This is a genomic window from Pseudonocardia sp. Ae717_Ps2 (assembly GCF_001932475.1).
In the GTDB taxonomy this organism is placed as follows: Bacteria; Actinomycetota; Actinomycetes; order Mycobacteriales; family Pseudonocardiaceae; genus Pseudonocardia.
Genome location: NZ_MCIS01000001.1, coordinates 3,233,389 through 3,252,494 on the forward strand (window position 1 = coordinate 3,233,389; position 19,106 = coordinate 3,252,494).

The 19,106-nt window shown below is 75.8% G+C and carries 16 protein-coding genes and 1 pseudogene; 9 read left to right on the forward strand and 8 right to left on the reverse strand.

Going from position 1 to position 19,106, the window contains the following annotated elements; all coding sequences use genetic code 11:
• The first annotated feature begins 114 nt into the window (after positions 1-114).
• Positions 115-1,017 carry an SAM-dependent methyltransferase gene (locus Ae717Ps2_RS15000; protein ID WP_075306819.1) on the forward strand — a complete coding sequence of 301 codons (903 nt, stop codon included), beginning with the start codon at positions 115-117 and terminating at the stop codon, positions 1,015-1,017.
• 151 nt (positions 1,018-1,168) lie between these two features.
• Here Ae717Ps2_RS15000 and Ae717Ps2_RS15005 read toward each other — a convergent pair whose 3' ends face one another.
• Positions 1,169-2,467, reverse strand: coding sequence for a dicarboxylate/amino acid:cation symporter (locus tag Ae717Ps2_RS15005; protein WP_075311902.1), 1,299 nt, complete (start codon positions 2,465-2,467; stop codon positions 1,169-1,171).
• Between the two features lie 530 nt (positions 2,468-2,997).
• On the opposite strand from Ae717Ps2_RS15005, the gene Ae717Ps2_RS15010 reads away from it, so the two are divergent.
• The 4 genes from Ae717Ps2_RS15010 to Ae717Ps2_RS15025 all read left to right on the forward strand — a co-directional run bounded on the left by Ae717Ps2_RS15010 (position 2,998) and on the right by Ae717Ps2_RS15025 (position 8,283).
• The gene (locus Ae717Ps2_RS15010; RefSeq protein WP_233147774.1) at positions 2,998-3,462 is read left to right on the forward strand and encodes a (2Fe-2S)-binding protein; all 465 of its coding nucleotides are present in this window, start codon (positions 2,998-3,000) and stop codon (positions 3,460-3,462) included.
• A complete protein-coding gene (locus Ae717Ps2_RS15015; protein ID WP_075306821.1) occupies positions 3,462-4,439 on the forward strand; it encodes a xanthine dehydrogenase family protein subunit M in 978 nt (325 codons plus the stop codon). The genes Ae717Ps2_RS15010 and Ae717Ps2_RS15015 overlap by 1 nt, the downstream gene beginning before the upstream one ends.
• Positions 4,436-6,643, forward strand: a complete 2,208-nt coding sequence (locus Ae717Ps2_RS15020; RefSeq protein ID WP_083702379.1) for a xanthine dehydrogenase family protein molybdopterin-binding subunit — start codon at positions 4,436-4,438, stop codon at positions 6,641-6,643. Before Ae717Ps2_RS15015 ends, Ae717Ps2_RS15020 begins: the two co-directional genes overlap by 4 nt.
• A gap of 197 nt (positions 6,644-6,840) precedes the next feature.
• Entirely contained in the window at positions 6,841-8,283 is a 1,443-nt protein-coding gene (locus tag Ae717Ps2_RS15025) for an alkaline phosphatase (protein WP_075333522.1), read from the forward strand.
• Between the two features lie 14 nt (positions 8,284-8,297).
• Here the strand turns inward: Ae717Ps2_RS15025 and Ae717Ps2_RS15030 are convergent, their stop codons facing one another.
• Positions 8,298-9,464 (reverse strand): acyl-CoA dehydrogenase family protein, encoded by a 1,167-nt coding sequence (locus tag Ae717Ps2_RS15030; RefSeq protein WP_075306825.1) that lies wholly within the window; start codon positions 9,462-9,464, stop codon positions 8,298-8,300.
• Complete coding sequence (locus tag Ae717Ps2_RS15035) at positions 9,457-10,668, reverse strand: acyl-CoA dehydrogenase family protein (RefSeq protein ID WP_075306827.1); 1,212 nt, start codon at positions 10,666-10,668, stop codon at positions 9,457-9,459. The genes Ae717Ps2_RS15030 and Ae717Ps2_RS15035 overlap by 8 nt, the downstream gene beginning before the upstream one ends.
• 150 nt (positions 10,669-10,818) lie before the next feature.
• On the opposite strand from Ae717Ps2_RS15035, the gene Ae717Ps2_RS37340 reads away from it, so the two are divergent.
• A complete protein-coding gene (locus Ae717Ps2_RS37340; RefSeq protein ID WP_020622758.1) occupies positions 10,819-10,965 on the forward strand; it encodes a hypothetical protein in 147 nt (48 codons plus the stop codon).
• 16 nt (positions 10,966-10,981) lie between these two features.
• Positions 10,982-13,654: an ATP-dependent RNA helicase gene (locus Ae717Ps2_RS15040; protein ID WP_075333523.1), complete on the forward strand. Its 2,673-nt coding sequence runs from the start codon at positions 10,982-10,984 to the stop codon at positions 13,652-13,654.
• A gap of 231 nt (positions 13,655-13,885) precedes the next feature.
• On the opposite strand, the gene Ae717Ps2_RS15045 is transcribed toward Ae717Ps2_RS15040, so the two are convergent.
• Both Ae717Ps2_RS15045 and Ae717Ps2_RS15050 read right to left on the reverse strand, forming a co-directional pair.
• Positions 13,886-14,581: a class F sortase gene (locus Ae717Ps2_RS15045; RefSeq protein WP_233147570.1), complete on the reverse strand. Its 696-nt coding sequence runs from the start codon at positions 14,579-14,581 to the stop codon at positions 13,886-13,888.
• A gap of 228 nt (positions 14,582-14,809) precedes the next feature.
• Complete coding sequence (locus Ae717Ps2_RS15050; RefSeq protein WP_075306829.1) at positions 14,810-15,190, reverse strand: excalibur calcium-binding domain-containing protein; 381 nt, start codon at positions 15,188-15,190, stop codon at positions 14,810-14,812.
• Between the two features lie 135 nt (positions 15,191-15,325).
• Between Ae717Ps2_RS15050 and Ae717Ps2_RS15055 the strand changes: the two genes are divergently transcribed.
• Positions 15,326-16,300 (forward strand): threo-3-hydroxy-L-aspartate ammonia-lyase, encoded by a 975-nt coding sequence (locus Ae717Ps2_RS15055; protein ID WP_170917081.1) that lies wholly within the window; start codon positions 15,326-15,328, stop codon positions 16,298-16,300.
• 90 nt (positions 16,301-16,390) lie between these two features.
• Here Ae717Ps2_RS15055 and Ae717Ps2_RS39075 read toward each other — a convergent pair whose 3' ends face one another.
• Both Ae717Ps2_RS39075 and Ae717Ps2_RS39080 read right to left on the reverse strand, forming a co-directional pair.
• Complete coding sequence (locus Ae717Ps2_RS39075) at positions 16,391-17,161, reverse strand: MFS transporter (protein WP_233147775.1); 771 nt, start codon at positions 17,159-17,161, stop codon at positions 16,391-16,393.
• Between the two features lie 67 nt (positions 17,162-17,228).
• Positions 17,229-17,690, reverse strand: a pseudogene (locus tag Ae717Ps2_RS39080) (MFS transporter); the annotation flags it as partial.
• Between the two features lie 156 nt (positions 17,691-17,846).
• Here Ae717Ps2_RS39080 and Ae717Ps2_RS15065 point away from each other — a divergent pair.
• Complete coding sequence (locus tag Ae717Ps2_RS15065) at positions 17,847-18,095, forward strand: hypothetical protein (protein WP_020625782.1); 249 nt, start codon at positions 17,847-17,849, stop codon at positions 18,093-18,095.
• Here Ae717Ps2_RS15065 and Ae717Ps2_RS15070 read toward each other — a convergent pair.
• On the reverse strand, positions 18,080-19,096 hold the full coding sequence (locus tag Ae717Ps2_RS15070) for a zinc-binding dehydrogenase (RefSeq protein ID WP_075306831.1): 1,017 nt from the start codon (positions 19,094-19,096) through the stop codon (positions 18,080-18,082). The two genes, Ae717Ps2_RS15065 and Ae717Ps2_RS15070, sit on opposite strands and share 16 nt — an antisense overlap.
• Positions 19,097-19,106: the final 10 nt, after the last annotated feature.

Consider the following 19,106-nt stretch of genomic DNA (forward strand, 5'->3'; position numbering starts at 1 on the left):
GCCGCCCACCGGGTTCCCGTGATCCGGACGAGTGATCCCGGTCATGCCGCGGTGCGCCGTCGCACGGCATGCCGCACCATGATCGTGAGCATTGCTCACCTCCTGGGAGGACCGATGTCCGGAGTACCGCACGGCAACGTCCCGGCCGGTGGCAACAGTGTCCCCGGCGGGTGGGACGTCACCCGCAGCGTCGGCGCGACCGCACTGGCCGTCGCCGCGGCCCGCGCCGCCGAGGCCGAGCGCCCCGACCCGCTGGTGGTCGACCCGTACGCGCGCGCACTCGTCGACGCCGCCGCGCCGGGGCTCCCGCTCCCCCGCGGTGCCGACGACGACGGCGGCGTCGGCTGGCGGGCGCTGGTCGACATGATGGCGATCCGCACCCGGGTGCTCGACGCCGCGCTGCTGGCGGCGGCCGCGGACGGAGTGCGGCAGGTCGTCGTCCCGGCGGCCGGGCTCGACGCGCGCCCCTACCGGCTGGCCTGGCCGGACGGCACGTCGGTGTACGAGATCGACCAGCCCGAGGTGCTGGCCCACAAGCAGCGGGTCCTCGGCGCCACCGCTGCCCGGGCGCGGCGGGTCGCGGTGCCCTGCGACCTGCGCGACGACTGGCCGGGCGCACTGCGCGGGTCCGGTTTCGACCCCGGCCGCCCCACTGCGTGGCTGGTGGAGGGCCTGCTGGCCTACCTGCCGCCGGAGGCGGAGGCGGACCTGCTCGCCCGGGTCGACGAGCTGTCCGCGCCGGGCAGCAGGGTCGCGCTGGAGGCGGTGGACCTGGCCGTCGCCGACGAGTACCTGCACACCGACGAGGTCCGGGCGATGGCCCCGGCGATGGGCAGCGACCTCGCGCAGCTGTGGGACACCCGGCGCCGCCCCGCGCCGGCGTCGGTGCTGCGCGCGGCGGGGTGGGACGTGCGGGAGCGGCCCCTCGGCGAGCTGGGCGCGGATCTCGGCCGGCAGCTCACGGGCCCGGTCGGCACGCTGGTCGCGCACGTCCTCATCGTCGAAGCGTCCCGCTGACCCGGCTCGGGACGCGCCACGGCCCGCCGTCCGCGCGACGGGCGCGGTACGGCGGGCCGGGCGGTCCGACCGGCGGCGGTCAGACCGAGGAGGTGCGTCCGGCGACGGACGCGGCCTCCTGCGACGCGCCCGCCGTGTCCGGCTCGGCGGGCTAGGCGGTGACCGGGCCGGTCGCGTCCCCGCGGTCGAGGATGCCCTCCTGCGCGGCGACGAGCGTCGGCACGGTGATCTGCCCGGCGACGTTGGTCGCGGTGCGCATCATGTCCAGGATCGGGTCGATCCCGATGACCACGGCGATACCGGCGGCGATCACCGCGGGCGGCATCCCGACCGCGGCCAGGGTCAGCGTCAGCATGGTGAACCAGCCGGTGGTCCCGGCCGTCGCGAGCGCACCGAACACGGCGACCGCCGCGATCACCACGTACTGCCACGCGGCCAGCTGGATCCCCGAGATGTGCGCGATGAAGATCGTCGCCAGGGCCGGGTAGACGGCGGCACAGCCGTCCATCTTGGTGGTGGTGGCCAGCGGGACGGCGAACCCGGCGTAGTTGCGGTCCACACCCAGGTCGATCGCGGCCTGCCGGGACATCGGCAGCGTCGCCCCGGACGAGCGGGACACGAAGGCGAACTGCAGCACCGGCCAGGTGGTGCCGAAGAAGCGGCGCGGGCCGATCCCGGCCACGACCCCGAGAAGCAACGGGTAGACACCGAACAGCACGATCGCGCAGCCGAGGTAGACGGTGACGATGAGCCCGGCCAGTGAGGAGACGACGCCGCTGCCGTAGGTGGCGAACGCGTTGCCGATCAGGCCGAGCACGCCGATCGGGGCGAGCACGACGATCCAGCGGATGATCGTCAGGACGACCTCGAAGGCGGAGCGGGAGAACGCGACGAACGGCTCGGCCTTCTCCCCCAGCGCGTAGGCGGCGGCACCCACCAGCAGCGCGGCGAGCACGACCTGCAGCACGTTGTCGTCGGCGAAGGCCGCGACCGGGTTGTCCGGCACCAGGTTCGACAGCAACGCCTGCCAGGACCCGGCGGTGCGCTTGCCCACCGCCTCGACGGCGGCCGGGTCGGCGGCGATCGTGACGCCCTGCCCGGGCCGTCCGACGAGCCCGATCGCGATGCCGATCAGCACCGCGACCAGCGACGTCCCGGCGAACCACGCGACGGTGCGGCCGCCGAGCCTGGCCGCGGCGCGCCCGCCGCCGAGGTCGCGCAGGCTGACGATGCCGACCACGATCGCGAGGAACACCAGTGGTGCGACGGTGAACTGGAGCAGCCCGGTGAACAGGCTGCCGACGGTGTCCAGCGTGGACGCCAGCCCCTCCGAGCCGGTGACCCGGGCGGTCAGCCCGAGCAGGGCACCGAGCACGAGCCCGGCGACGGTGAGCAGAGCGAACACACGCGGGCGCTGCCAGGCGCGCGCGGCACGGACGACGAACGACACGGGGATCCCCCAGGAGATGCGGAACGGGCGTGGGCGGGGTGGCAGCGCCGACAGCCCGTGCTGGGACGACGACACAGGTCGATCACCCGCCGGCTCACCAGCCGCACACCCGTCCCCCGCACGGGTGATCACAACGCCTCCGTCCGCCGTGTTCTTCCCGCCGGACGGACCAGCTGCTCGGGCACGCGGGGCACCTGGACCATCGGGGGTGGGCCGAAGGGCGGATCGACGGTCCCTGGTTGAGCTCTCCGCAGCTCGCCAGTATCGACGCCGTCGACGTCCTGCTCGGACGGCCGGTCGTTCCGAGCCCTTCCACCGTTCTTCCAGCCCCGCGCGTCGGGGCGCGTTCGTGAGGAGTAGCGATGTCTCCCACCGACCCACAACAAGATCGTCCACACGGGACACGACGGTTGTCCCGCAGGTGGTTCCTCGGGGGCACCGGCGCCGTCGCGGCCGGGGCGGCGCTCGTCGTCGCGCCGAGGGTGGCCGAGACCGTGACCACGCCGACGGTGACGGCACCCGGGCAGAACCTGGTCGAGCTCACCCTGCGGGTGAACGGCGACCGGATCCACCTGCAGACCGACCCTCGGGCCACGTTGCTGGACACGCTGCGGGAGCGGCTCGCGCTGACCGGCACGAAGAAGGGCTGCGACCGCGGCCAGTGCGGAGCGTGCACGGTCCAGGTCGACGGCCGCCGGGTGCTGTCGTGCCTGACGCTCGCGGCGACCCTGGACGACACCGAGGTGACCTCGATCGAGGGCCTGGCCGACGGCGACGAGCTGCACCCCATGCAGCAGGCGTTCATCGACCACGACGGGTTCCAGTGCGGCTTCTGCACCCCCGGCCAGATCATGTCGGCGGTGTCGCTGGTGCAGGAGGGGCGAGCCGGATCGGACGAGGAGATCCGCGAGAGCATGTCCGGCAACATCTGCCGGTGCAGCGCCTACCCGGGCATCGTCGAGGCGGTCAAGTCCGGTCGGGAGGCGATGCGCTGATGCGCCTCTACGACTTCACCCGGCCCGGATCGGTGCGCGCGGCCCTGACCGCGGCGCACGAGAACAGCGCCTACCTCGCCGGCGGCACCACCCTCGTCGATCTCATGAAGCTGGAGGTGCTGGCCCCCTCCCGCGTGGTGGACATCAACCGGCTGCCGATGCGCGGGATCGGCGTCGACGCCGGCGGCCTGCACATCGGCGCGCTGGAGCGGATGAGCGACGTCGCCCTCGACGAGCGCGTCCGCACCCGCTACCCGATGATCAGCCAGGCGCTCGAGCTCAGCGCGTCGCCGCAGCTGCGGAACATGGCCAGCATGGGCGGCAACCTGCTGCAACGCACCCGGTGCGGCTACTTCCGCGACCTCACCACGCCCTGCAACAAGCGCGAACCCGGTAGCGGCTGCGCGGCGCTCACCGGGCACAACCGGATGCATGCGGTGCTGGGCACCAGCGAGAGCTGCGTGGCCACCCACCCGAGCGACGTCGCCGTCGCGCTCGTCGCGCTCGACACCCAGGTGCACCTGGAGGGCCGGCAGGGTGCGCGCACCGTCGCGCTCGCGGAGTTCTACCGCCTGCCCGGCGACAGCCCGCAGGTCGAGAACGACCTGCGGGACAGCGAGCTGATCACCGGGCTGACCGTGCCACCGCTGCCGTGGGCCACCCGGTCGACCTACGTCAAGATCCGGGACCGACAGTCCTACGAGTTCGCCCTGACCTCCGTCGCGGTCGCGCTCGACATCAGCGGCAGCCGGATCCGCAGCGCCCGGGTCGCCGCAGGCGGGATCGGGACCCGCCCCTGGCGCCTGGGTGCGGTGGAACGCGCCCTGGTCGGGCAGCCCGCCACCCTCGCCACCTACGAGGCGGCCGCGGCACCGGCCGCCGACGGCGCCCGGACGCTCCCGCACAACGTGTTCAAACCAGCCCTGCTCCGCCGCACCCTGGTGCGCGCCCTTCTCGCCCTGGGAGGGCAGTCGTGAGCACTCCGATCGGCAGCGACGTCGCCCGCGTCGACGGTCGCCTCAAGGTCACCGGCGCCGCCCGCTACACCGCCGACCACCCCGTCGACCGCCCCCTCCACGGGCACGTCGTGGTCAGCGCGATCGCCCGCGGCCGGCTCCGCTCCATGGACGTCGACGCCGCCCGCGGGGCACCGGGTGTGGTCGCGGTCCACACCCCGTTCGCGCCACTGCGGCTCTACCCCGCGCCGCCAGGGTTCGGCGAGAACTACGTCCCGCTGCAGGACCGGGAGGTCCGCTTCCGCGGCCAGATCATCGGCCTCGTCGTGGCCGTGACGTCGGAGCAGGCCCGCGACGCCGCCGCGCTGGTCACCGCCACGTACGACCAGGCATCCGCGCGGACCTCCCTGTCCGCCGGCCTGCCGGGGGTGCCCTCACCGGGCATGTCCCCCGAAGGCCCCTCGCCCAACCCGACGGTGCTCGCGCCCGGGGTGCGCTCGATCGACGCCGCGCTGCGCGCGAGCGCGGTCGTGGTGGACACGACGCTGCGCCAGGAGCCGCAGAGCCACGTTCCGATGGAGCCGCACGGGACCACCGCGGTGTGGCAGCACGACCACCTCACCGTCTATTCCGGCAGCCAGATCCCCCCGCTCTACGCGGCCACCGTCGCGGCCCGCGTCGGGGCCACCCCGGACCGGGTGCGGGTGATCAGCACCTTCGTCGGCGGCGGCTTCGGCGCCCGGGTGCCCGCCTGGAGCGAGGCCGCGCTCGCCGCGGTGGCCGCCCGGGAGCTCGGCCGCCCCGTCCGGCTCACCCTCACCCGGGAACAGAGCATGATCCTGACCGGGCACCGACCGGCGCTGACCCAACGGGTCCGGCTCGGCGCCGACCGCGACGGCACGCTCACCGCGGTCTCGCACCAGAGCGCCGCCGAGATGCCCGCGGTCGGTGGCTGGCCCCTGACCCCGGCGACCGAGACGACCGGCGTCCTGTACCGCACCCGCAACCTCGCGATCGACCAGCGGCTGGTCCCGATGGACACCCCGGCCACCTGGGCGATGCGCGGCCCGAACGAGGCGCCGGGCGCGTTCGCGCTCGAGACCGCGATGGACGAGCTCGCCGTCACCCTGGGCATGGACCCGATCGAGCTGCGACTGCGCAACGAGGCCACGACCGTCCCCGCCACCGGACAGACCTGGACGAGCAGGCGCCTCGCCGACTGCTACCGCGCCGGGGCCGAGCGGTTCGGGTGGGCCGGCCGCAACCGGGTCCCCGGCACCCGGGTCGAGGGCGACTGGCTGATCGGCACCGGGATGGCCAGCGCGGTCTACCCCGCCCACGCGGACCCGGGGGCGGTACGGATGCAGCTGCGCGACACCGGGCAGGTGGTGGTGTCGGCCTCGACCCCCGACCTCGGCACCGGGACCTACACCATGGTCTCGATCGTCGCCTCCGACGCGCTCGGCGTACCGATCGACCGCGTCGTCGCCGAGCTGGGCGACTCGAGCCTGCCCCTCGGTGCGCCCGCCGTCGGCTCCCGCGCCGCCGGCATCCTCGCCCCGGCGATCCGGTCGGCCGCACGGGCACTGATCACGACGCTCACCGACCTCGCCGTGCGGACCGCGGGGTCACCGTTCGAAGGACGCGACCCGGCCGGCCTGGCGTACCGGCAGGGACGCATCGAGGGTGGCGCCGACTCCGCCTCGTTCGCCGAACTGCTCGAGGTCGCCCACCGGCCCGCGGTCGAGGCCATGACACCGCCGCCACCGGCCCCGCCCGACTCGAACCTGGCCGCGCACGGCTTCGGCGCGCACTTCTGCGAGGTCCGGGTCCATCGCCACACCGGCGAGCCCCGCATCAACCGGTTCACCAGCGTCTTCGACGTCGGCCGCGTGCTCAGCGCCCGCACGGCGCGCAGCCAGCTCGTCGGCGGCATCGTCTTCGGCATCGGCGGCGCGCTCCTGGAGACCAACCCCATCGAGGAGAACGGACGCTTCGCCGCCGGCAACCTCGGCGACTACCTGGTCGCCGTCAACGCCGACATCCCGCCGATCGACGTGACCTGGCTCGACTACACCGACACCGCCTTCAGCCCGGCGGGCGCCCGCGGGCTCGGCGAGCTCGGCACCGTGGGCAGCGCCGCCGCCGTCGCGAACGCGATCTTCGACGCCACCGGCATCCGGGTACGCGACCTGCCGGTCACCCTCGACGCACTGATCAGGTGACGTCGTGCGGGGCCCGTCGGCGCGGGCGCATCGCGGGCCCGGACGTGCATCGGGCCGGTTCTGTCCGAGTCCCCGTGCCCGGACACGCGCTGTGATTCACTCGTCCGGCGAGACCGGCCCCGGCGCGTGCACCCCGCCGTCCGGTCCGCCGGGGCGGAGCATGGACGGCTCCGCCGGACCCGCGCTCAGGAGGACATGTGACCGCACTGCCACGCCGCAGCGTGCTGCTCGGCACCCTCGGGGCCGCGGCCGCCGGTCTGGTGCCGGCCACACCCGGTGGCGAGCCCGCCGCCGTGCCCCGCTGGTTCGCCGGCGCGCTGCGACAGGCGACGACGCCGGACCCGTTCACCCTCGGCGTCGCCTCGGGCGACCCGTCGCCCGACGGCATGGTGCTGTGGACCCGCCTCGCCCCCGAGCCCGACGCCGAGGACGGCCGCGGCGGCATGCCCGACCGGGCGGTCGAGGTCGAGTGGGAGGTCGCCGAGGACGAGCGCTTCGCCCGGGTCGTGGCACGCGGCACCGAGACCGCCACCCCCGAGCTCGCGCACAGCGTGCACGCCGAGCCCGCGGGGCTCGCCCCGGGACGCGAGTACTTCTACCGGTTCCGCACCGGCGGACACCTCTCCCCCGCCGCGCGCACCCGGACCGCGCCCGCCGCAGGTGCCGCGGCGGCGTCGCTGACGATCGCGACGGCGTCGTGCGCGAAGTTCGGGGCGGGCCACTTCACCGCCTACCGCGGGCTGGCCGCCGACGCCCCCGACCTCGTCCTGCACCTGGGTGACTACTTCTACGAGACCGACCGGGGCGAGGTCCGCGACCCGGGGCCGCCGGAGCCGACGACCCTCGCCGGGTACCGCCGTACCCACGCCCACCAGCGCTCCGACGAGGACCTGCGCGCCGCGCACGCCGTCGCCCCGTGGGTGGTCGTGTGGGACGACCACAAGGTCGTCAACGACTGGGAGGGCGCGACGACCGACCGGCGCCGGGCCGCGGCCCAGGCCTACTACGAGCACATGCCGCTGCGTCGGGCCTCGGTGCCCGACGGCCCGGACATCCAGCTCTACCGGCGGCTGTCCTGGGGCTCGCTCGCCACCTTCCACGTCCTGGACACCCGCCAGTACCGGATGCGCGGCTCGATGCTCGGCGCCGACCAGGAACGCTGGCTGCTGCGGGGCCTGCGGGACTCCGCGGCCGGCTGGGACGTGCTGGCCCAGCAGGTGTTCTTCGCCCCGCGCCGGGGCGGCAAGTCCGGCACCTGGGGGGAGTTCACCGGCTCCCGGGAACGGGTGGTCCGCGGCTGGACCGAGGCGGGCGTGCGCAACGCCGTCGTCCTCACCGGGGACGAGCACGTGCACCACGCCAACGACATCCCCGGCGACGACGACAGCGTCGCCGGCACCGAGCTGGTCACCACCTCGGTGACCTCCGGCGGCGACGGCGACGGCGACGCGAAGTCCGGTGGCAGCGGCAGCTCGGTGTGGTCGCTCGACCGGCGCGGCTACGTGCTGGCGACCTTCACCCCCGCGCAGATGCGTGCGGACTTCCGCACCGTGTCCCGGGTCAGCGAGCCCACCGCCACGGTGCGCACGGCGGCGTCGTTCGTGGTGCCGGACCGGGAGCCGGGTCTGAACAAGGTCTGACCCGGCCCCGGCGTTCAGCCGGTCGCCACCCGGGGCTCGCGGACGTCGTCGCCGAGGGTGTCGAGCACCAGCGCGGCGATGCGCTCGCGGTGGGCCTCGGCGGACCCGAGCAGGGCCGCGTCGGCGACGGCGCGCTTGTAGTACAGGTGCGCGACGTGCTCCCAGGTGAACCCGATCCCGCCGTGCAGCTGCACCGCGTCCGCGGCCACCCGGTACGCCGTCTCCGAACAGGTGGCCTGCGCGATCGACACCGCGAGGTCGGCCTCGTCGATGCGCGGGTCGTCGACCGCCCAGGCCGCGTGCAGCGCCGCGGTCCGGGCCTGCTCGACGGCGACGAGCATGTCCGCGCACCGGTGCTTGACCGCCTGGAACGACCCGATGGGCCTGCCGAACTGCAGCCGTTCCTTCGCGTAGGCGACGGTCAGGTCGAGCAGCCGGCGGGCGATGCCCGCCTGTTCGGCGGCGAGCAGCGCCCCGGCGGTGCGGAAGGCGTGGCGCAGTGCGCCGTCGGCGTCCGCGCCGGTGGCGAGCACGGTGCCGGTCGCGCCGTCGAGGACGACCCCGGCGACCGGGCGGGTCACGTCGAACGAGCCGCGCCGCTCCACCCGCACCCCGTCGGCGCTCGCGTCGACGACGGCCAGCACCGGGCCGTCGACCCCCGCTGCCGCGACGACCAGCACGTCCGCGGCGCCCGCGTCCGGGACGTGGGAGACCGTGCCGGTGAGCCGGTCGCCGTCGGCGGTGACTCCGGCCGCGGACGCGCCGTCGTAGGGCGCGGTGAGCACGGCGACCAGGGCCGCGGTGCGCGAGCCGTCGGCCAGTGCTGCGAGCAGCGCGTCGCGCTCGGCGCCGGTCGGGGCCGCGACCAGCGCCGGGACCGCGAGCGCGACGGTGCCCAGCAGCGGTCCGGTCACCAGTGCCGCACCGAGCTCCTCGGCCGCGACGGCCTGGTCCACACAGGTCCCGCCGGCGCCGCCGAGGGCCTCGGGGACGGCCAGCGACAGCGCGCCGAGCTCGGTGCCCAGGCGGCTCCAGAGTGCCCGGTCGAACCCGTCGGCGGTGTCGACGAGCCGGCGCAGGGTGGCTTCGTCGTGCTGGCGCTCGGCGAAGCGGTGCAGTGCCGCGCGCAGCTCGCGCTGCTCGTCGGTGACGTCGAACTCGCGGAGTTCCTGCTCAGCCACGGGGGACCTCCTTCCAGGGGCGGTCGGAGTCCGACCGGGGCTCGCCGGGCAGGCCGAGGACGCGCTCGCCGAGGATGTTGCGCATGACCTCCGAGGTGCCGCCCTCGATGGTGTTCGCGCGCGAGCGCAGGAAGCGCTGCTGCACCGTGGAGTTCGGGTCGGTGTGCACCCGGCTGCGGTCCATCGACCAGTCGTCGTAGAGCAGCGCGTCCGGACCGAGCAGGTCCATGCAGAACTCGTAGACGTCCTGGTTCAGCTCGGCGCCGACCAGCTTGGACACCGAGCCCTCCGGGCCGGGCTGCCCGGCGCTCGCGGTGCGTCGCGCGCGGGCGAGGGTGAGGCGGTGGGTCTCGGCGCGGGTCCACAGGGCCGCGAGCCGGTCGCGCAGCACCGGGGTGTGCCGGTCGGGGTGGGCCCGCCACAGGCCGAGCGCCTCGCCGATGACGCCGCTGCCGCGCCGCCCGGTGACCCCGCCGATGGCGGTGCGCTCGTTCATCAGGGTGGTGATCGCGACCTTCCAGCCGGCGCCGACCTCCCCGAGCCGGTGCGCGTCGAGGACGCGGGCGTCGGACAGGTGGACCTCGTTGAACTCGGCCTGCCCGGTCATCTGGCGCAGCGGGCGCACGTCGACGCCCGGCTGGGCCATGTCGATCACGAAGTAGGTCAGTCCGCGGTGCTTGGGCTGCTCGGGATCGGTGCGGGCGACGAGCATCCCCCACCGCGCGACGTGGGCCAGGGTCGTCCAGACCTTCTGCCCGTTGACGACCCACTCGTCGCCGTCGCGGACCGCGGAGGTGGCCAGACCCGCGACGTCGGAGCCGGCGCCGGGCTCGCTGAACAGCTGGCACCAGATCTCCTCGCCGGTGGCCATCGGCCGGAGCCATGCCGCGACCTGCTCGCGGTCCGCGCCGTACTCGACGACGGTCGGCGCGCCCATGCCGTAGCCGATCGGGTTGACCGCGAACATCCGCTCGCCGCCGGCGTCGGTGACGATCTGGTCGACCACCGGCTGCAGCCCGCGGGACAGACCGAGCCCGCCGAGCCCCTCGGGGTGGTGCACCCAGGCGAGGCCGGCGTCGTAGAGGGCGCCGAACAGCTCCTCGCGTGGCACCGACCGCGGGTCGTGGGCCTCGACCACCTCCCGGGCGGCCTGTGCCACGCGGGCCGCGTCGGATGCCGGTCGGGTCGTGGTGGGCGAGCTCATCGCACCTCCGGGGAGCTGGGCCTGACATCGTCGTCGATGTCGATCCCGACGGTAGCCGTCATCAGTTTCGGGGACCACGGTTAACGATTCGTGGTCCGGGTGCGACATCAGGTTCGTCCGTATGACGCAGCCCGAGCCCCAGGAGCAACGATGCCCGCCACCGCCGCCACCCACCGTCCCGCGGCCCCGGTGCTCGACCGGACCGTGCTGCCTGGCTGGGCGCTGCTGCTGATCACCACCGGGCTCGCCGCCGCGGTCGTCGTGATCATGGTGCTGTCCTACAGCGGGCTGGCCTGACCCATACTCGGGGGTGATGTCCCCACTCCCCGACCTGCCGGTCCGCGTCGTCCTCGACGACCTGCGCGCGGCGCTGGACGACCGCGGCGGCGCCGTGCTCGTCGCCCCGCCCGGCACCGGCAAGACCACCCTCGTGCCGCTCGCGCTGGCCGGGCTCGACGGGTTCGCCCCGGCGCCGGAGGGCACGGTGCTGGTCGCCGAGCCGCGCCGGGTCGCCGCCCGCGCCGCCGCGGCCCGGATGTCGTCGCTGCTGGGGACCGAGGTCGGCGGGCCGGTCGGCTACCGCGTCCGCGGCGACGCCCGCACCGGGCCCGGCACCCGGATCGAGGTCGTCACCTCCGGGCTGCTGCTGCGCCGCCTCGCCGGGGACCCGGAGCTGGCCGGGGTGTCCACCGTCGTCCTCGACGAGGTGCACGAACGCCACCTCGACGCGGACCTGCTGCTCACCCTGCTGCTCGACGCCCGCGACGGGCTCCGTCCCGACCTGCGGCTGCTGGCCACCTCCGCGACCCTCGACGCGGCCCGCCCGGCCGTACTGCTGGGCGACGACGACCGGCCCGCGCCGGTGCTGGAGGTCGCCGCACGCAGCCACGACGTCGCGGTCACCCACGTCCCGCCCGCCCGGGCCGGCCGCGGCGGGACCGAGCGGATCGAGAGCACCGTGGCCCGGACGTGCGTGCGGGCACTCGAGCACGGCAGCGTGCTGGCGTTCCTGCCGGGCGTCGCGGAGATCGGGCGGACCGCGTCGGCGCTGCGCGAGCTCGGACCCGACGCCGACGTCCTCGCGCTGCACGGCAGGCTGCCCGCCGCCGAGCAGGACGCGGCGCTGCGCGACGGGCCACGGCGGCGGATCGTGCTCGCCACCGCCGTCGCCGAGTCCAGCCTGACCGTGCCCGGGGTGCGGGCCGTCGTCGACTCCGGGCTGGTCCGGGTCCCGCACACCGACCACCGGCGCGGGTTGTCCGGCCTCGTGACCCGCCGGGTCTCGCGCGCGGTCGCGACCCAGCGCGCGGGCCGCGCCGGGCGGGAGGCACCCGGCGTCGCCTACCGCTGCTGGCCCGAGGGCGAAGTGCTCGCCGACGCCCCGGACCCCGAGATCCGCACCGCCGACCTCACCGCGCTCGCGCTGGACCTCGCCGTGTGGGGCACCCCCGACGGCAGCGGTCTGCGCTGGTGGGACGCCCCGCTGGCTGGTCCGCTGGCCGCCGGACGCGGGGTGCTGACCGCGCTCGGCGCGATCGGCCCCGACGGCGCGGTCACCGACCGGGGACGACGGATCTCCGCGCTGGGCCTGCACCCGCGCCTCGCCAGGGCGCTGCTCGACGGCGTCGCCGCCGGAGGGGACCCGCGGGAGGTCGCCGGGATCGTCGCGGTCCTCGACGACGACACCCTCGCCGGCCCCGCCGACGACCTGACCGCCGCGCTGGCCCGGCTGCGCTCCGGCGACGCCCCCGGCGCCGGGCGGTGGCGCGGGGACCGGGACCGCCTGACCGGCGCACTGCACCGCGCCCGCGCTGCCACACCCGCGGCCTCCTCGTCCCCCGCGGCTGCCGCGTCGCCGGCCACGGGGTCTCCGGGCACCGGGTCGCCGGGCACGGGGTCGCCGGGCACGGGGTCGCCGAGTACCGGGGCCCGCTCCGGCGCTGCCGCCGGGACACCGGCGCGGGCCCGGGGACGGACCGTTCGCGCCGAGGGGGCTGCGGGCGCCGAGCTCGTCGCGCTGGTCACCGGGCTCGCCCACCCGGAACGGCTCGCCCGGCGCCGCGACACCGCGGCCGGGGTGTTCCTGATGGCCGGTGGCACCGCCGTCGAGGTCCCGCCCGGTCCCCTGCGCGACGCCGAGTGGCTCGCCGTGGCCGTCGCCGACCGGAGACCCGGGCAGACCCACGGCCGGGTCCGCCTCGCCGCGGCCACCGATGCCCCGACCGCGCTGCGGGCCGCCGCACCACTGCGGGTCACCGGCTCGGAGGTCGTCTGGAGCGACGGCGACGTCCGCGCCCGCACCGTCGACCGGCTCGGCGCGATCGTGCTGTCGGAGAAGCCCGACCGCTCCCCCGACCCGGGTGCCGTCCGCGACGCGCTCGTCGCCGGGCTGCGCGCCGAGGGCACCGGTCTGCTGCGCTGGACGGCGGGCGCGGTGTCGCTGCGCGAGCGGCTGGGCTTCCTGCACCGGGTGCTGGGCGCACCGTGGCCGGACGTGTCCGAGGAGGCGCTCCTCGACTCCGCCGCCGATCCCGCCGGGTGGCTGGCGGGTCCGCTCGCCACCGCCCGGCGACGCTCGGACCTGGCACGGGTCGACGCCGGGCCCGCGCTGCGCCGGTACGTCGCCGCGGCCGTGGGCGGGCTCGCCGGGCGGATCGACGAGCTGGCCCCGGAGCGGCTCACCGTCCCCACCGGGTCCCGGATCGCGCTGGACTACTCCGGGGCGGCCCCGGCGCTGCCGGTGAAGGTGCAGGAGGTGTTCGGGTGGACCGGCTCCCCCGCCGTCGCCGACGGGCGGGTGCCGGTGGTGCTGCACCTGCTCTCCCCCGCCGGGCGCCCGACCGCGGTCACCGCGGACCTGGACTCGTTCTGGGACAACGCCTACCCGCAGGTCCGGGCCGAGCTCCGCGGGCGCTACCCGAAGCACGCCTGGCCGGAGGACCCGCGCACCGCGACACCGGGACGGGGCACCGGGCGCCGCAGGTGAGCGCGGCGCCCCGGTTCCGGCCGTCCCTGCCCCGGCCGTCCCTGCCCCGGCCGTCCCTGCCCCGGGGCGGCCCTGCCGTCGAGATGCAGCTCAGCGGGAGTTGTCGATCTCCGCAGCCCGCTGAGCTGCATCTCGACGAGCGAGGGGCGACGGACCGCGACGGCGCGGCGGGCCCGGGTCCCACTCGGCGGGGCGCGGAGCGCGGACGGGGGGCGCGGACGGCCGGGCCGCTCAGCGGACCTGGTCGGCGAACACCACGACGTTGTCGAGGTAGCTGCGGGCCGACCGGTCGAACACCCCACCGCAGGTGATCAGGCGCAGGCCCGCGTGGTCCAGGTCGCCGTAGACCTCGGCGGTCGGGAACTCCGCCTTGGGGAAGCGCCCGACCCGGCGCACCGCGAACACCACCGACGTCCCGTCGGCGCGGTCGACGCGGATCTCGTCGCCGGGCTCCAGGGTGTCCAGGTCGGCGAAGGCTCCGGGGAGCCCCTTCCAGTCGACGTGCGCGGTGAGCACGGCGGGCCCGACCTCACCGGGGGTCGGCGCGCCGGTGTACCAGCCGACGGTGCCCGCGTCCGCGGGGACCTCCATCGACCGGTCCGCGGTCAGCCCCATCGGCCGGGGCACGGTGTCGAGCCCGAGCCGGTCGACCCGGAGCCGGACCGGCTCCGAGCGCACCAGCGGCGCGGGCCCCGGCGGCAGCAACGCGCCCGGTGCGGGCCCCGGAGCGGTCACCGGGACCGACGCGACGGCCGTCGCCCCGGGCTCGGGTGCGCCCGCGGGGTCGGCGAGCAGCAGCGTGGCGGTGAGGACACCGAGCGGCGCCAGCACCCGTGTCACCCGGCGCAGCGCACCGGCCCGGCGCCGCGCCCATCGCCGCCGGTCCGGGCTCCCGCGCCGCACCGTCCCGGCCCGGTCACCGGCCACCGGCCCATGTCCAGACCAGTCCGCGGCCACCGGCCCATGTCCGGACCGGTCTGCGGCCGCCGTTCTGCCTCCGGACCGGTCCCCGGCCACCGATCCGCCTCCGGACCGGTCCCCGGCCACCGATCCGCCTCCGGACCGGTCCCCGGCCACGGCGCCGTGCCCGGCCCGCGCACCGGACGGTGCGGCGGGGCCGGGCACCGGGAGGGCGGAGCCGGGCACGTGCCGGGATCAGCCGCGGCGACCGACGGCGACGCGGCGCACCGCGACCGCGCCGATACCACCGGCGGCGACGGCACCGAGCGCCAGCGGCAGCACGTCGGCCGGGCCGCCACCGGCCTCGACGCCACCGACCGGCGTCGCGGTGACCTGGGTGGAGTCGTCGGACGCGGCCGTGGCGGTGGACGCGACGCCGTAGTCGTAGTCCTCGCAGGCCACGCCGTTGTCGTTCGCGTCGAGGTTCTCGGGGTCGCCCGGGGTCAGGGCCGCCTGGGCGTCGGCCTGGCTCGCGAAGTCCTTGCAGTTTCGGTCCTGGGCGAAGGCGGTGCCGGCGAGCGGGAGGGCGGCCACGGTCGCGAGGAGCGCGGCGGCGGACAGGGAACGGAGGCGCATCGGGGGTGTCCTTCCGGGGGACGTGGGGGGAGCCACGCAGGTAGCAGCGATCCGGACGTGTCGGTCGTTACACCCGAACGGGAATGAACCCGAACGGGCTTGAACCTGCTCCGCCGGGCGGCGGAAGGTGGTCCGGTGATTGCTCTCCCCACCCCCGACGACGTCGGTGCCGCCGCGGCGATCCTGCGCGGGCACGCCCACCACACCCCCGTCCTGACCTCCCGGCTCACCGACGCCGAGCTCGGCGCGCAGCTGCTCGTGAAGGCGGAGAACCTGCAGCGCACCGGGAGCTTCAAGTTCCGCGGGGCGTTCCACACGCTGTCCCGGCTGACGGCGGCCGAGCGGCGAGCCGGGGTGGTCGCGTTCTCCTCGGGCAACCACGCCCAGGCCGTCGCGCTGGCCGCGCAGCTGCTGGAGGTGCCCGCGACCATCGTGATGCCGCACGACGCCCCCGCCACGAAGCTCGCCGCCACCCGCGGCTACGGCGCCGAGGTGATCGGCTACGACCGCTGGACCGAGGACCGCGACGCCATCGCGACCGCGCTGTCCGAGGAGCGCGGGCTCACCCTCGTCCCGCCCTACGACCACCCGAACGTCATCGCCGGTCAGGGCACCGCGGTGCTCGAGCTGCTGACCGACCACGGTCCGCTCGACGCGCTGTTCGTCTGCCTCGGCGGGGGCGGGCTGCTGTCCGGGTCCCTGCTCGCGGCCCAGGCCCTGTCCCCCGACGCCCGGGTGTACGGCGTCGAGCCCGAGGCCGGCGACGACGGCCTGCAGTCCCTGCGCGCCGGGCACGTCGTGCGCATCCCGCAGCCCCGCACCCTCGCCGACGGCGCCGCCACCACCCACCTCGGCGACCACACGTTCCCGGTGATCTCGCGGCTCGTCACCGACATCGTGACGGTGCCCGACGCCGCCCTGGTCGAGTCGATGGCGCTGTTCGCGTCGCGCTACAAGGTGCTCGTCGAGCCGACCGGGGCGCTGGCGTTCGCGGGAGTCCGGGCCGCCGTCGCCGCGGACCCGCAGCGGTGGGCGGGGGCGCGGATCGGCGTCACGATCTCCGGCGGCAACGTCGACCTGGACCGCTTCGCCGCCCTCGTCACCGGCTGAGCCACCGGCCGGGCGCACCCACCGCGGCGCACCCACCGCGGCGGCCCCCGTCCGGACGGTCCGGGCGGGGGCCGCTCGGGCGGATCCTGCTCAGCGCCGGTCGTGCTGCAGCGCGTCCTCGGCGATCACGGCCTCGGTCGGCAGCCCGGGCACCTCCCGGACCGCGGCCTCGGCGTCGGCCCGCTCGTGCGACGGGCCGGGCTGCTCGGCCTCGGCGTCGGCGGCGTCGAGATCGCGGCGGATCGTCGCCAGCAGCACCACGCCCACCAGCACGACGACCGCGGCGATCAGGAACGGCACCGAGGCACCGACGGCCGCGGCCATCAGACCCGCGGCGAACGGGGCGAGGCCGCCGCCGATGAACCGGACGAACCCGTAGGTGGCCGACGCGGTCGGGCGGGGCACCGGCGAGATCGACATGACCGCCGTCGTGACCAGGGTGTTGTTGACACCGACCACGATGCCGGACAGGACCACCGCGACGATCACCACGGCGGGCACGGTGTCGAACAGCCCGATCGCCGCGAGCAGGACCGCGATGCCGACGAGCGCGCCGTAGAGGGTGCGCGCGGTGCCGAAGCGGTCCTTGAGCCAGGGCGCGCCGAACACCGCGAAGACCGCGACGAGCAGGCCCCAGCCGAAGAACACCGCGCCGAGCGAGATCGGGTCGAGCCCGCCCATCAGGAACGGTGCGTAGCCGAGCAGGGTGAAGAAGCCCCAGTTGTAGAGCAGCCCGACCCCGCTGGTCGTGGCGAGCGCGCGGTGGCGCAGCGCGGTCAGCGGCTCGGAGAACGTCGCCTTGCGGGTCGGGACCGGCGTCGGCTCCAGCAGCACGACGGTCGCGACGAGCGCGATCAGCATCAGCACCGAAGAACGGGCCCCGCCAGGACACGGTGCCGAGCAGCCCGCCGAGCAACGGACCCGTGGCGATGCCGACGCCGAGCGCGGTCTCGTAGAGCACGATCGCGCCGGCGAACCCGCCCGAGGCCGAGCCGACGATCACCGCGAGCGAGGTCGCGATGAACAGCGCGTTGCCCAGGCCCCAGCCGGCGCGGAAGCCGACGATGCCCCAGATCCCCGACGACGCCCCGGCCAGCGCGGCGAACACCACGATCAGCGCCAGGCCGGTGATGAGGGTCTTCTTCGCACCGATCCGGGACGACACCCAGCCGGTCACCAGCATCGCGATCGCCGTGACGACGAGGTAGCTGGTGAACAGCAGCTCGACCTCGGCGTGCGAGGCGTTCAGCTGCCCGGACAGCGACGGCAGGATCGGGTCGACCAGCCCGATCCCCATGAACGAGATGACACAGGCGAAGGCCACCGCCCAGACGGCCTTGGGCTGACGGAACGGGCTGGGGGCGTGCTCCGCACCGGATGTTCGGGACATGTCATCGCCTTTCCCCGGGAACGGACCCCGGAGAGATCATGGACGTTTCGGACCTGTTGAACATTGCATCACGCAACCCATCTCATGAGCAATGCGAACGACCGTGACCGTGCCCATGTCCCGCTACGGTCGGGGTCCCGACGTCGAGGAGGCTCCGTGCCGCACATCGCCGCCGAGGCCGACCGCCTCGCCCGGCAGGCCGCGTTCCTGGGCGCGCTCGCCGCGATCGGCGCCCTGCTGCTGGCCGTGCTCGGCTGGGCCGGTGGGGCGGTCGCGATGTGGATGGGCGTCGCGGCCCGCCGGCGCGGGGCGGGGCGCACCGCCGTCGTCGCGATCACCCTCGGCGCACTCGGCCTGGTCGCCGGCCTCGGGAACGCCCTGCTGGGCGCCTACGTGTTCCGCTGACCGGTCCGCAGGACCGGCTTGCCGGGGGCACGGTCCGGTGACTCCAGGTGCTCGTGCGCGGCGGCAACGGCCGCGACGCCGTCGTCGAGGTCGAAGACCCGCTCGACCAGCGGGACGAGCGTGCCCGCGGCCAGCCCGGCGCGGGCGAACGCCTCGGCGCGGGCCAGCGTCTCCGCGTCACCGGTGACCTCGCGGACGTGGAAGCGGCGCAGCCAGACCGGCGCGTACCCGGCCGCGGGCAGCGGTGTCGGCTCCCCGGACAGCCCGCCGTGCACGATCACCGCACCGCCCGGCGCGCAGGCCCGCACCAGCCGCGCGACGCCCGGGCCGCCCTCGGCGTCGAGGACCAGGTCGGCGCCTCCGCCCAGCGCCGCCCGCAGGTCGTCGGGGCCGGGCGTACCGGCCAGCACCTCCGCGGCACCGGCGGCACGCAGGACATCGGCGTGCCGGTCGTCGGACACGACGGCGACGGCGTGCACCCCGAGGTGCCGCGCGACCTGCAGCGCCGCGGCCCCGACGCTGTTCGCCGCGGCCGTGACGACGAGCCGGTCGCCCTTCCGCAGCCGGGTGGCGTGGCGGGTCATGCCCCACACGGTCAGCAGCGGCATCCACAGGGCGGCGGCGCCGTCGTCGTCGAGACCGGGTGGGCGGGCCAGCAGCGACCGGACCGGCACGACGGCCTCGTCGGCGTAGACCGGGTGCTCGTTCTGCGACGACGCCGGGATCACGCACACCTCGTCGCCGGGTGCCCAACCCGTCACCCCCGGGCCGGTGTCGAGCACGGTGCCCGAGCACTCGCTCCCCAGTCCCGCGGGGAGCACCGGGGCGTCGAGGTAGGTGCCGCGGCGGAAGTTCACCTCGGAGCGGTTGAGCCCGACCACGTGCACCCGGATCCGCACCTCCCCCGGGCCCGGGTCGCGCAGCGGCAGGTGCTCGATCCGCAGCACCTCCGGGCCGCCCGTGGCGTGGAAGCGGACGGTGCGCACGAGCCGTGACGTCACAGCGGTCCAG

Bases quoted from the DNA above. Each gene is read 5' to 3' on its own strand.
- Ae717Ps2_RS39075 (WP_233147775.1), bottom strand. From the start codon at position 17,161: ATGCTGATCGCGCTCGTCGCGACCGTCGTGCTGCTGGAGCCGACGCCG.
- Ae717Ps2_RS15050 (WP_075306829.1), bottom strand. From the start codon at position 15,190: ATGCGCCTCCGTTCCCTGTCCGCCGCCGCGCTCCTCGCGACCGTGGCC.
- Ae717Ps2_RS15000 (WP_075306819.1), top strand. From the start codon at position 115: ATGTCCGGAGTACCGCACGGCAACGTCCCGGCCGGTGGCAACAGTGTC.
- Ae717Ps2_RS15015 (WP_075306821.1), top strand. From the start codon at position 3,462: ATGCGCCTCTACGACTTCACCCGGCCCGGATCGGTGCGCGCGGCCCTG.
- Ae717Ps2_RS37340 (WP_020622758.1), top strand. From the start codon at position 10,819: ATGCCCGCCACCGCCGCCACCCACCGTCCCGCGGCCCCGGTGCTCGAC.
- Ae717Ps2_RS15040 (WP_075333523.1), top strand. From the start codon at position 10,982: ATGTCCCCACTCCCCGACCTGCCGGTCCGCGTCGTCCTCGACGACCTG.
- Ae717Ps2_RS15035 (WP_075306827.1), bottom strand. From the start codon at position 10,668: ATGAGCTCGCCCACCACGACCCGACCGGCATCCGACGCGGCCCGCGTG.